The sequence below is a fragment of the Bifidobacterium pseudocatenulatum DSM 20438 = JCM 1200 = LMG 10505 genome (genome assembly GCF_001025215.1).
GTDB classification, from domain to species: Bacteria; Actinomycetota; Actinomycetes; order Actinomycetales; family Bifidobacteriaceae; genus Bifidobacterium; species Bifidobacterium pseudocatenulatum.
Map to the genome: position 1 here is coordinate 331331 of NZ_AP012330.1, position 12608 is coordinate 343938.

Annotated in this window: 11 protein-coding genes and 1 tRNA gene; 10 read left to right on the forward strand and 2 right to left on the reverse strand. The window is 58.3% G+C overall.

The features are described 5' to 3' along the window. The 6 genes from BBPC_RS01280 to rplA all read left to right on the forward strand — a co-directional run bounded on the left by BBPC_RS01280 (position 1) and on the right by rplA (position 3962). On the forward strand, positions 1 to 1224 hold the full coding sequence (locus tag BBPC_RS01280) for a pyridoxal phosphate-dependent aminotransferase (RefSeq protein ID WP_022245021.1): 1224 nt from the start codon (positions 1 to 3) through the stop codon (positions 1222 to 1224). A 226-nt stretch (positions 1225 to 1450) separates the two neighbouring features. Continuing rightward, positions 1451 to 1526, forward strand: a tRNA-Trp gene (locus tag BBPC_RS01285). A 33-nt stretch (positions 1527 to 1559) separates the two neighbouring features. Next, entirely contained in the window at positions 1560 to 1787 is a 228-nt protein-coding gene (gene secE / locus BBPC_RS01290; RefSeq protein ID WP_004220119.1) for a preprotein translocase subunit SecE, read from the forward strand. A 24-nt stretch (positions 1788 to 1811) separates the two neighbouring features. Further along, on the forward strand, positions 1812 to 2609 hold the full coding sequence (gene nusG / locus BBPC_RS01295) for a transcription termination/antitermination protein NusG (protein WP_004220118.1): 798 nt from the start codon (positions 1812 to 1814) through the stop codon (positions 2607 to 2609). 214 nt (positions 2610 to 2823) lie between these two features. After that, complete coding sequence (rplK, locus tag BBPC_RS01300; protein WP_022245020.1) at positions 2824 to 3255, forward strand: 50S ribosomal protein L11; 432 nt, start codon at positions 2824 to 2826, stop codon at positions 3253 to 3255. Between the two features lie 14 nt (positions 3256 to 3269). After that, positions 3270 to 3962 carry a 50S ribosomal protein L1 gene (gene rplA, locus BBPC_RS01305; protein WP_004220116.1) on the forward strand — a complete coding sequence of 231 codons (693 nt, stop codon included), beginning with the start codon at positions 3270 to 3272 and terminating at the stop codon, positions 3960 to 3962. A 197-nt stretch (positions 3963 to 4159) separates the two neighbouring features. Here the strand turns inward: rplA and BBPC_RS01310 are convergent, their stop codons facing one another. After that, positions 4160 to 4939 (reverse strand): PucR family transcriptional regulator, encoded by a 780-nt coding sequence (locus BBPC_RS01310; protein WP_004220115.1) that lies wholly within the window; start codon positions 4937 to 4939, stop codon positions 4160 to 4162. An 85-nt stretch (positions 4940 to 5024) separates the two neighbouring features. Here BBPC_RS01310 and BBPC_RS01315 point away from each other — a divergent pair, with 85 nt between their 5' ends. Both BBPC_RS01315 and BBPC_RS01320 read left to right on the forward strand, forming a co-directional pair. Further along, positions 5025 to 7124, forward strand: a complete 2100-nt coding sequence (locus BBPC_RS01315) for a DUF6020 family protein (protein WP_004220114.1) — start codon at positions 5025 to 5027, stop codon at positions 7122 to 7124. An 80-nt stretch (positions 7125 to 7204) separates the two neighbouring features. Then, complete coding sequence (locus BBPC_RS01320; RefSeq protein ID WP_004220113.1) at positions 7205 to 8095, forward strand: biotin--[acetyl-CoA-carboxylase] ligase; 891 nt, start codon at positions 7205 to 7207, stop codon at positions 8093 to 8095. A 33-nt stretch (positions 8096 to 8128) separates the two neighbouring features. Here BBPC_RS01320 and BBPC_RS01325 read toward each other — a convergent pair whose 3' ends face one another. Beyond that, entirely contained in the window at positions 8129 to 8710 is a 582-nt protein-coding gene (locus BBPC_RS01325; protein WP_004220112.1) for a biotin transporter BioY, read from the reverse strand. 240 nt (positions 8711 to 8950) lie between these two features. Here BBPC_RS01325 and BBPC_RS01330 point away from each other — a divergent pair, with 240 nt between their 5' ends. Both BBPC_RS01330 and BBPC_RS01335 read left to right on the forward strand, forming a co-directional pair. Beyond that, positions 8951 to 10861 (forward strand): acetyl/propionyl/methylcrotonyl-CoA carboxylase subunit alpha, encoded by a 1911-nt coding sequence (locus tag BBPC_RS01330; RefSeq protein WP_004220110.1) that lies wholly within the window; start codon positions 8951 to 8953, stop codon positions 10859 to 10861. Continuing rightward, complete coding sequence (locus BBPC_RS01335; protein ID WP_004220109.1) at positions 10861 to 12525, forward strand: acyl-CoA carboxylase subunit beta; 1665 nt, start codon at positions 10861 to 10863, stop codon at positions 12523 to 12525. The genes BBPC_RS01330 and BBPC_RS01335 overlap by 1 nt, the downstream gene beginning before the upstream one ends. Positions 12526 to 12608: the final 83 nt, after the last annotated feature.

Consider the following 12608-nt stretch of genomic DNA (forward strand, 5'->3'; position numbering starts at 1 on the left):
ATGGCAAACATGACTATGGCTGACTGGCAGACTCTTTCCGAACGTATTAACCGCGTGGCTCCGAGCGCTACTCTGGCCGTTGATTCCAAAGCGAAAGCGATGAAAGCTGAAGGAATCGACGTCATTGGATTTGGTGCGGGCGAACCGAACTTTCCGACTCCGGCTGCGATCGTCGCGGCTGCGGCCGAAGCGGTGCAGGATCCGAAGAACTATCGTTACACTCCGACGGCAGGTTTGCCGGAATTGCGCAAGGCGATCGCAGACAAAACGTTGCGCGACTCGGGGTATGGAGTCGATCCGAATCAGGTGATCGTAACCAATGGCGGCAAGCAGGCCGTGTACGAATCCTTTCAAATCCTGCTCAATGATGGCGACGAAGTCATCATTCCGACGCCGTATTGGACGAGCTATCCGGAAGCCGTGAAACTGGCTGGAGGCGTGCCTGTCGAAGTGTTCGCGGGAGCTGACCGCAATTTCGAGCCAAGCTTGGAAGACCTGGAAGCGGCACGTACCGAACGTACGAAGGCCATCATCGTGAATACGCCGAACAATCCGACGGGTGCCGTGTGGAATCCGGAAACCGTCAAGGCGATCGGCGAATGGGCTGTGGAACACCATGTGTGGGTGATCTCCGACGAAATCTACGAGCATCTGAACTACGATGGTGCAAAAACCACGTATATCGGCGCTGCAGTGCCTGAAGTGCGTGATCAGCTGCTGGTGCTCAACGGCGTGGCCAAAACCTACGCTATGCCCGGCTGGCGTGTCGGCTGGATGATCGCTCCGCTCGACGTGGCGAAGGCCGCATCCAAGCTGCAGGGGCATATGACGTCGAACGTGAACAATATCTCCCAGCGTGCCGCGATCGCAGCCGTGTCCGGATCTCTTGACGCCGTGTACGAGATGCGTGAGGCGTTCGACAGGCGCCGTCAGACCATCGTCGCCGCGTTGAACGATATCGAAGGTGTGAACTGCCCGACGCCGACCGGCGCATTCTATGCGTTCGCCGACGTGAGCGCACTGCTGAACAAGCCGCTCGGCACCAGCAAAACCGCTTATGCGAGCACGTCCGAACTGGCTGCGGCGCTGCTTGACGAAGGTCATGTGGCGGCCGTTCCAGGCGAAGCGTTCGGCGCTCCCGGCTACTTGCGATTCTCGTACGCGCTTGCCGACGACGACCTCGTTGAGGGCATGAAGCGTATGAAGCAGTGGGTCGAGGACTGATACTGGCCTGACTGAGACTTTTCACACGATTCGCACCGCGGTGACATGCCGGGTGCGAATCTTTTTTTCGTTGAAAAATAGCGGTTTTGGGACATTTCTTGAAAAACCGGTTGGACTAAGTCGCAAATACCCGCTATTATTTCGACTTGGCGGTTTTGCCGCTTACTTCTTGCGTGGTTTTTCGCACAAAATCCTCGCCAGCAAGTAGAAACGGCAGAGTACACCTAGGGAAGTGGCGCAATTGGTAGCGCAACGGTCTCCAAAACCGTAGGTTGTGGGTTCGAGTCCCGCCTTCCCTGCCAAGCTTCTTACAACAAGCTCAGCGGAGGATTATTATGGCGAAGGCAAAAAATAGCGAAAAGGCCGTTAAGCCGAACATCTTCATGCGTCTTGGCTTGTTCATCAAACAGATTATCGACGAACTCCGCAAGGTCGTGACCCCGACCAGCAAAGAGCTGTTCTTCTGGGCACTCGCCGTGTTCATCTTCGTGCTGCTCCTGATGGCACTGGTCACCGGCATGGACTTCGGTCTGGGCAAGCTGACCCTGTGGATCTTCGGCTGATCAACGACTTGAAGGTGAAACTGCATGACTGACGAAGTGTTTTCCGACAACCTCGACGAAGCTCCAGAAGCTGATCTCGAGGCCGTAGCTGCCGTTGAGGAGCTGCAGGCCGAGGGTGAAAGCGTTCCGGAAGTCGCTGAGGCCGAGCCGACTGCTGAAGCTGCTTCCGAAGAGTCCGCGGAGGACGAGGGCGGCGAAGAGCTGGATGCTGGCGCCAAGGCCGTCGAAGACTTCTCCAACAGCCTGCGCACCCTCGAAGGCAAGTGGTACGTGCTGCACACCTACTCCGGCTATGAGAAGCGTGTGAAGACCAACGTTGAATCCCGTGTGGCAAGCTTCGGCATGGAAGATAAGATCTTCCAGATTGAAGTTCCGATGGAAGAAGTCGAAAAGCACACCGAAAAGGGCAAGAAGGTCATCACCCGCGTGCGTGTTCCCGGCTATGTGCTGATTCGCATGCTTCCGGATGAGAACGCCCGTCGTATTGTGCGTGAAACCGAAGGCGTTACCGGCTTCGTCGGTCCGACCAAGGAACCGGCGCCGCTGAGCCGCAAGGAAGTCGTCTCCATGATGGCTCCGATGATCGCTTCCGAAGCGCTCAAGAAGGCTGGTGACAAGCCGGCCGCCAACAAGAAGCGCGTCCTTGAAGTCTCCTACGCCGTTGGCGATCAGGTCACCGTCACCGACGGTCCGTTCACCACCATGGCAGCTGTCGTCTCCGACGTTGAGCCCACCACCCAGAAGCTCACGGTGCTCGTGTCCATCTTCGGTCGCGACACGCCAGTGGAGTTGGGCTTCAACCAGGTAGAAAAACTGTCCTGATAAGTCTTTGAAAGACCCCGCGCATTGCGGGGTCTTTTTTTGTCTGGGGGAGTGGGCACAATAGGAAAGCTTGTGTCTGGAGGGTTTGGCGTGCCTGAATGAGGGTACGGAATCCGCTAGCACAGCACAGCAATATACGTTGCGGAAGGAACCGGACGCGGGAAACCTACTCCGGTGCCGCTACCACCGCTTCTACAGAAAGAAGAACCATACAATGGCTCCTAAGAAGAAAGTCTCGGCGCTTCTCAAGCTCCAGATTCAGGCTGGCAAGGCCAACCCGGCCCCGCCGCTGGGCCCGGCACTGGGTTCCCATGGCGTGAACATCATGGACTTCTGCAAGCAGTACAACGCTGCCACGCAGGACAAGATGGGCCAGGTCATCCCTGTTGAGATCACCGTTTTCGAAGATCGTTCCTTCACCTTCATTCTGAAGACCCCGCCGGCGGCAGCTCTGCTGAAGAAGGCCGCGGGCATCCAGAAGGGTACCGAAAACCCGCTGACCCACAAGGTCGGCTCCGTCACCAAGGCTCAGGTCCGTGAGATCGCCGAAATCAAGATGGCTGATCTGTCCGCACGCGACGTCGAAGCCGGCATGAAGATCATCGAGGGCACCGCCCGCTCGATGGGTATCACGGTTACCGACTGAGAGGAGAGGGACAAATGGTAAAGCGTTCCAAGAAGTACCGCGAAGCTTCTGAGAAGATCGATCGCAACAACCTTTACACCGCTAACGAAGCCATCGCTCTCGTCAAGAGCATGCCGGAGTACAAGTTCGATCAGACCGTTGAGGCCGTGCTGCGCCTGAACGTGGATCCGCGTAAGGCCGACCAGCTGGTCCGCGGTTCCGTCAACCTGCCGAACGGCACCGGTAAGACCGCCAAGGTCCTCGTGTTCGCCCGTGGCCCGAAGGCCACCGAGGCTCTCGAGGCTGGCGCCGACATCGTCGGTGACGACGATCTCGTGCAGAAGGTTGCCGACGGCTTCCTGGACTTCGATTCCGTGGTGGCTACCCCGGACATGATGGGCAAGGTCGGCCGCCTCGGCCGCGTGCTCGGTCCGCGTGGCCTCATGCCGAACCCGAAGACCGGCACCGTGACCATGGACGTCACCAAGGCCATCAAGGACATCAAGGGCGGCAAGGTCGACTTCCGTGTTGACAAGAATGGCAACCTGAGCTTCCTCATCGGCAAGCTCTCCTTCACCGAGCAGGCTCTCGACGAGAACTTCAAGGCTGTTGCCGACGAAATCAAGCGTCTGAAGCCGTCCACCGTGAAGGGCCGCTACGTCACCAAGGCGACCATCACCTCCACGATGAACCCGGGCGTCCCGGTTGATCCGACGGTCATCGCCTGAGCAATATAGCTTGTAGATAGCTTCTATATAGCTTGCAAAAGACCCGCATCCTGCCCCAACGCGAGATGCGGGTCTTTTCATATATATCTTGCGATTATCTATCTCATTTAATAAATAATGATCCTGCAATCGTCTGACTATCAAAGAATCTCAATGAAACCAGATATCAGATAGATATTAAAACAGAGAAGTGATGTTCAACGGTCGCGCATACGGCCAATCGCAAGCGCCGTCGTCAAAACGTATGCGTCACGCGGGTCGGTCGCATCCCAACCGGTCGTTTCCGCGGCACGCTTCAAGCGATAACGCACCGTATTCGGATGCACATTCAATTCCTTCGCCGTGTTTTCCAACGAACTGCCGTTGCGCAAAAACGTGGAAACCGTCACAAACGTCGGATCGTCGGGATTCTCGCCATGAAGCACCTGATACACGTTCTGATACAACTCTTCACGAGCGTAATCATCGCCCAACAGCGCCCGTTCCGGCAGCAACTCATCGGCACGCAACGGGCGGGACGGCGACGCCAAAGCGGGAGCCGCCTGCAAGGAAAACAGGGTTTCACGCAACACGTGCGAAGCGCCGGCGACACCGGAACGCACCGGACTCAAATACACCGATTCGTCATCTTTGAAAGCGGGCATAATCGACGTGCAGGTCACTTCGGCAGTGGCGGCGCCACTCTGACAGACAAGCGCCAGCAGAAAACTGCCGTATGTGCCAACAATCACATGTTCTCCGCCCAGATCGCGCACCGCCTTACGCGCAACGAGCGAAGCCGAAGCGGGACTCGTTTCCGGTGTGCCGCCAATCGCGAAACAATCGAAATCCCCACGCCAACCAAGCACATTCATCAACGAGGCGACGCGATCATCCGTAAGAGAAGTCATCAGGCATTCGAAAGCGAGCCGTTCGATGGTTGAATCGTCGGTGTGCCCTGCCAGAAGGTCGAGAATGTCTGCCTGATCGGAGTTCATAAGCGTCAAGTGTAGCCGCCCAACTGGCGAATCGCTGAACGGAAAGCGTCAACGAGGTGAAGTTCATTCGGGGAGTGCCGCTATTATGCCGCTTATGAGCGAAGTCAAACAAACTGGAAAGCGTAGCGAGCGTATCGGCACATTCCTCAGCTGGATGCTGGCCGTGCTGGCATGCCTTTGGGTGGCATGGTGTTGCGCGATCGGGCCGTTGTATTGGTTCGGCGATGGGCTTTCCGACTTCGGCTGGCTGAATGTGCTGTATTTGGTGGTCGCTTTCGCGATATGGTTTTCGATAGTTGTCGCATTGGTCAGATTCGGCCGCGGCCGTCGCGTACTTCCGCAATATTTCGCACGACGGCATGAAAAACTATGCAACGAGATTGCAGGAACGCCGACCACCGTGCTTGGCATTATGTTGCGACACTTGCATGATGCCGCGCACAGCCGCCCAGGGCGCGCCCTGCATGCAGTGATCGTATGGACGGGGCGCAAACTCATCCGCTGCACCGACTGTTGGTGGAAACTCATGCTGGTGTTCGTAATCGGCTGGCTGTGGATTCCAACCACGCTATTGGCCGCGTTCGGCGCCGACATTCGCTCGCAGATCCGTGAATTCAGCTGGGCCTTGAACCAGTGGACGGGCTTGAAACAGCCATATATCGGCTTCTTCTCGTTCGTGCCCATGGATATTTACCCGACCGCGCATTACATGTGGCCGGACAATCCCACATATCTGACCGACCAGCACAATGTCGTGCTCACCGTGTTCTACGGTGCCGCAGCGGCGGTTTCGCGCTACTTCACCGACTCCAACGATGCGGGTATCGTGGTGCTCGCAGCCTTGCAATGGCTATTCGCCGCATTCTGCTGTTCGGCCACCGCCAACCGGTTCTTCAACCTGCCGTGGCGCAGGCTTGGCGTCGGCACGTTCGACTTCTCGCATCCGGAACGCCACGATTGCTGGAATATGCGCGATTACGCGCATCCTGAAGCAGGCGTTGTGGCACGCCCCTCCAGACTGCGGGCCGGTGCGAAAACACGATTCATGATACTGCTGTTCTTCATGGTGTGCCCGCTTGCGGTATTCGCCACGATTTCCCTGACGAAATCGCCGCTGTTCGCTTTCGCATTCGTATGGTGGTTTGGCGTGTGGTACGAACTGCACATGACGCATATCAAAGCGCTGCCCACCATCAACGGCAAGCCGACGTACCTACGCAAACGCTCGATCATGGCCTTCACCATCTCAAGCTGCGTGATGCTGATCAGCGCGAAATACGCGTGGTACATCATTCTCTTCACCCTGATCCTGGCACTTATCAACGATCGCAAACGTTGGAAAACCTATCTTGTGGCACTTCTGCTGCCAACCATCCTCATTCATGGCGGCATCGTGTTCCTCACCAACACGGGCGCCATCATCGGCGGCGACCCCATCGAAAGCCGTGGCATCCAACTGCAGCAGATCGCGCGCGTCGCCAAATACAATCCGAAAGGCATTCCGGCGGACGCGGCGAAAAAGCTTGAACCGGTCTTCAACCTCGACCAGATGGCCGAAGCGTACTTCCGGCAGGACGCCGACCCGGTGAAATCCTCCGGCATCCAATCGAAGAAAGTCAGTTACAAGTGGCGCACCGTCACCGAAGACGACATGACAAACTTCAACGAGGCCTGGCTTGAAATCGTTGTCGCAAATCCTGTTATCGCGCTCGACGCGTTTTTCGCCGAATGCTTCGGCTATTTCGACGTGACCGACCTGCCATACGTGTCGATGGACTACTACGTGAACAACGATTACGTGCAGAACGACAATGCGTGGATCCACCTGTATAACCACGATTGGCGCGATGCGGTGGCCGGCTTCGCGAAAGGTTGGGGCAATATTCCCGTGATCGGCTGGGTGACGCACGGCAATCTGTACGTAACGCTGATGCTGCTGGTCGGCGCTGCCGAAGTGGTGTTGCGGCGATGGCGCTCGCTGTCATGGCATCTGCCCCTGCTGCTGCTCATGGGCGTGATGATCACCGCTCCGGCCAACAATTTCGAACGGCATATGCTACCGGTCGCGTTCGTATTCGGTTTCGTATGCCTGCAATTCTGGCGCGAGTCGCGTAATGCGCGATCGGCTGCCAGCGCGAACGTGGCCAGTGCGCATGAGGCCAGCCAGGTGCGGCAGGACGAGTAGCGGCTGCGTTGGCTGCTGCATGAGCTGTTGCGTTGCGGCGACATTGCGTCGGCGCGCCGCGCTGTAGTAGGTAGGAGGTAATGATGGCGATTTTGGATTCGGCTGCGATCATGCCGCGTACATGCGTTGCGGCGGATCAGGTGCTTGTTTTGGATACGGTGGGATCCACCAACACGTATGCCGCGGATTTGGTGCGTGCAGGTCGGCTGTTCGGCATGGATGGCATTGCAGGGAACCTCGTGTGGAGCGGGCGTGAGATCGTGGTTGTCGCGGCGAACGAGCAGACGGCCGGTCGCGGGCGGCTCGACCATACGTGGGCCAGTGTGCCGGGGGAGTCATTCATCGTGTCGCTGGTGGTGAGCGTGCCGGTTGCGATTGTGCGCGATTCGTCCGTCAATGGTTGGCTGCAGATGATTGCCGGTTGCGAGATGCGTGAGGCGATTGTTGGTGCGGTATGCGATTTCGGCGGCACGCTCGATGAAGATGTTTTGCTGAAATGGCCGAACGATATTTTTGCTGGCGGCAAGAAACTTGGTGGCGTACTCGCTGAAATGGTGCCGATTCCGGATTGCGGGGATCGCGTTGCCATTGTGATCGGCGTCGGTTTGAATCTTGCCGTCGCTCAGGAACGATTGCCGATAGATAAGTCCACATCGTTGCAGTTGGTTGCGCGCAATCTGCCTGATGCGATGGTGTTGCGCGATGCGATTGCCGTACGTTGGGTGCAAGGATTGCGCTCGCGGTTGGCTGATTTCGAAGAGGACCCTCACCGTGAGGCTGTGCGCGCCCGGGAAGCGATGACCCCGATCTGCTGGACGCTCGGCAAGCAGTGCGAGGCTCATTTTGTGGACGGAACCACTTTGCAGGGCAGGGCTGTCGCGTTAAACGACGACGCCTCCCTGACCATTGAGGATCAGGAAGGCGTATTGCATCGGGTGAGCACGGCCGACGTAGGCGTGCTCAGTAAGTAAAAAATTACTTGATTGCTGAAATTTGCCGCAATCTCACTTCAGCTTGGCAAGACCTGCGACCACGGCGGAAGCGATAACGGCCTTGACCGCATCGCCTGCGACGAATCCCATGGAAGCCACGGCCACAATCGGCAGTGCGATGCCGGTAATGGCGGACTGCACGATGAAACCAAGCAGATAGTCAAGCGCAATGCAGCCGGCGACACAGGCAAACAGGTAACGTGCGGCGGTCAGCGCGCCATGCTTCAGCGAATCGGTGCGCGCCTCACCCTTCAGCAGCGACGTGACGATGGCCGCCGGCAGGAAGCCGATCAGGAAGCCGGCGCTCGGGCCAACCAATGCCATGGTGGAAGCGCCGCCGGCGAACACCGGCAGACCGACCGCGCCGGCTGCCAGATACATGAGCATCGCGGCGCCGGCCTGCTTCCACGGCAGCATCAGCGCGGCCAGCATCACCACGAACGTCTGTAGCGTGATCGGCACCGGCGTGCCCGGAATCGGCACGGCACCGGCCGCGGAGGCGGTCCACATGAGCACGGCGAACAGCGCCGGCTTGAGGATGGATCCGACAGTGCCGCTGGTGGCGGTTTTCAGCGTGGTTTTGAGTGTCAGCATTGCGTTACGCACGATAATTCTCCTTGGATGTGATTGCATTACGTTGATGAATCGACGATTGTTGACAGCCGAAATGATGGCAAGCGCGAAAGTGACGAAAATGCAAGGTTTGTCAACTTATGCCCCCAATCGTAGGCTTGCCAAGTTTCGGTAACGTTTGTGGAGCCTTACAAAAAGATTGCGTGTCTTTTGTGGGAAACGAGTTCACGATTTTTCGTTCGCGCGACCAAACTTGACGTTATGCCTAAAAATGTCAACAAACTTCTGGTGGCGAATCGCGGAGAAATCGCGCTTCGCGTAGTGCGCACCGCCCGTGAGATGGGGATTCCCACGGTTGCGGTGTACGCGGAGCAGGATCGCCATGCACAATACGTGCAGATGGCTGACGACGCATATCTGCTTTCCGGAGACACGTATAAAGACACCTATCTCAACGAGGATCTGCTGATCGACATTCTGCAGCGCAGCGGTGCCGACGCAGTGCATCCAGGCTACGGATTCCTTTCCGAAGTGGCCACTTTCGCACAGAAAGTGATCGATGTGGGTGCGGCTTGGGTTGGTCCGAATCCGAAAGCCCTCGTGGATTTGGGGGATAAGATCACCGCACGTCGTGTGGCCACGTTCGCCAAAGTTCCGCCGGTTCCCGGCATTTCCCAGTCGATTTCCGACATGCGATTGCTGCTGGATTTCGCGCATACGCACGGTTATCCGCTCATGCTTAAGCGTACCGATGGCGGCGGCGGTCGCGGCATCACGCTCGTGCACAACGATGACGAGCTGCGCGGTTTCTACATGAATCATGATGCGCTGCAGGGCGGTGATCTGAACGAATATTTCGTGGAACGATTCATCGACAAAGGACGTCACGTCGAAACGCAGTGCGGCCGCGACTCGCACGGCAACTTCACCGTGTATTCCACGCGCGACTGCTCCGTGCAGCGCCGCAATCAGAAGCTTGTCGAAGAGGCGCCGGCACCGTTCCTTTCCTCCGAGGTGACCGACCAGCTGGAAACCTACTCTCGCCGACTGTTCGAAGCCGTCGATTACGAGGGGCTTGGCACCTGCGAATTCATGGTGACCGAACAGGGCAAAGTGTACTTCCTGGAAGTCAATCCGCGTCTGCAGGTGGAGCATACCGTCAGCGAGGAGGTCTGCGGACTTGACCTGGTGCGCGAGCAGCTGACCATCGCCAACGGTGGGGAACTGACCGTGAACCATCCGCTTCGTGGACACAGTTTTGAACTGCGCCTGACCTGCGAGGATCCGGCGAAGAACCTCGCGCCAAGCTCCGGCACGCTGGCCTCGTTGCGCTGGCCGTCCGGCCCGGGCATCCGTGTGGATTCCGGCGTGGTCGAAGGCGACACCATTTCGCCGAAATTCGATTCGATGATGGGCAAACTCGTGGTCACCGCATCTGACCGAGCGGCAGCAGTGGCCCGCGTGCGCCGCGCCTTGAGCGAGCTGAAGGTGGAAGGCGTGCCGACTCCGGCAAGCTTGTTCGAACAGATTTTCAACGACGACGAATTCACCGCCGAACACGGTGTTGCATACGATGTCAGCACCAAATGGCTGGAACGCAAGTACCTCAACAAGGAAGCCGCATCATCGCAAGGCGGGCAGCCGGCGTCCATGTCTGGCGCTTCCGAGGTCGACAAGAAGGAATCCAGCGAAACCTTCGTCATCGAAGTCAACAATCGCAGAGTGTCGCTGACCGTGCCGAACGACATCGTCGCCAACCTGACGGGCGGTGCCAAAGCGCGTGACGCGAAACGTGCCATCCAGCCGCTGCGTGGGCAGGGACTGCATCATGCGCAGAAAAAACAGCAAAGCAATGACGGCCAATCCGGTGTGATCGCAAGCCCGATGCAGGCCGTCGTGACGCGTATCAATGTGGCCGAAGGCCAGCAGGTGGCCAAGGGCGACCTGCTCGTCGTGCTCGAATCCATGAAGATGGAAAACTACGTGTATGCGCCGGTCAAGGGCGCTGTCACCAAGATTTTCGTGGGACCCGCGGCGGGCGTGGAAGCCGGCGAAACGTTGATGACCATCGACGTGACCGGAGCGAACGGTACGAAAGCCGGCGAAAACGGCGCAACTGGCGCTGCTGTTGACGGAACCGCAACCGACGGAACTATGGAAGGGGGTAAGTGATGACTGATATCATCGCAAGCCCGGCCGTCAAAGAAGCCGTGAAGATCGTAATGGAACAGCAGGAGCGACTCGGCAAAAACGCGGCCGAAGCCGTCTCCGCGGCCGACCTGCCGGGCGCATCTCAGCCAATCCGCGCATCCGTGCTTCGTGCGGCGCAACTCGCGCACGAAGCGGAAGATCATGCCCGCAATCGCCAGCATGTCAAAGGCAAACTGACGGCGCGCGAACGTCTTGACCTGCTGCTTGACACCGGTTCCTTCGAGGAAATCGGACGATTCTGCGGCGGCGACATCAACGGCGGACGCGCGGGAGCGGCGGTCATCACCGGTTTCGGCGAAGTGTTCGGACGCAAAGTGGCCGTATACGCACAGGACTTTTCCGTGCGCGGCGGCACGCTGGGAGTCGCGGAAGGCCGCAAGATCTGCCGATTGATGGACAAAGCGCTCGACTTGAAAGTGCCGATCATCGCGCTTATCGATTCGGGCGGTGCCCGCATTCAAGAGGGCGTGGCCGCGCTGACGCAATACGGGCATCTGTTCCGTAAAACCTGCGACGCCAGCGGTTTCGTGCCGCAGCTCTCGCTGATTCTCGGCCCATGCGCGGGTGGAGCCGTGTACTGCCCGGCACTGACCGATCTGATCATCATGACCCGTGAAAACTCCAACATGTTCGTCACCGGTCCTGACGTGGTCAAAGCGGCCACAGGCGAAGTGATCAGCATGGACGACCTCGGCGGCGGATACGTGCACAACGCCACCTCCGGTGTGGCGCACTACCTGGGCGAAGACGAAGCCGACGCGATCGACTACGCACGAACCGTGCTCGCCTACCTGCCGTCCAACTCCGACCTGCAGCCGCCCACCTACGCGTACGCCGCAACCCGCGCCGACCGTGACGTGGCCAAGCGACTTGCCACCATCGTGCCGGACAACGACCGCCAGCCGTACGACGTGCTCGACGTGATCCGCTGCATCGTGGACTACGGCGAATTCGTGCAGGTGCACGAGCTGTTCGCAAGCTCCGCAGTGGTGGGATTCGCCTGCGTGAACGGGCATCCGATCGGCATTGTGGCAAACCAGCCGAACGTCAACGCGGGCATCCTCGACGTGGATTCCTCCGAAAAAGTGGCACGCTTCGTGCGTCTGTGCGACGCGTTCAACCTGCCGGTCGTCACCTTGGTGGACACCCCTGGGTACAAGCCTGGCGCCGAACAGGAACATGCAGGCATCATCCGCCGCGGTGCGAAAGTGATCTACGCCTACGCCAACGCGCAAGTGCCGCTGGTCACCGTAATCCTGCGAAAAGCCTTCGGCGGTGCCTACATCGTGATGGGATCCAAAGCCATTGGAGCCGACCTCAACTACGCTTGGCCATCCAGCCAAATCGCAGTGCTCGGCGCATCCGGAGCGGTGAACATCATCCATCGCAAAGACCTGCAGAAAGCCAAAGACGCAGGCAAAGACGTCGAAGCGCTCCGGTCCAAATACGTGGCCGACTACGAACGCACCACCGTCAACGCGAATCTTTCGCTGGAAATGGGTGAAATCGACGCCATGATCGACCCCGAGCAAACGCGCGAAACCATCATCGAATCACTCAAACTGCTCTCCAGCAAGAAGCGTGTGCGCAAAACCACCAAACACCATGGCAACCAGCCGTTGTGACGGGTGCAAAGTGCGCGGATGAATCGTAAGCAAACGTAAACGCAAGAATCAATCGCAAGAACACATCGCAAGATTTTTGAAAT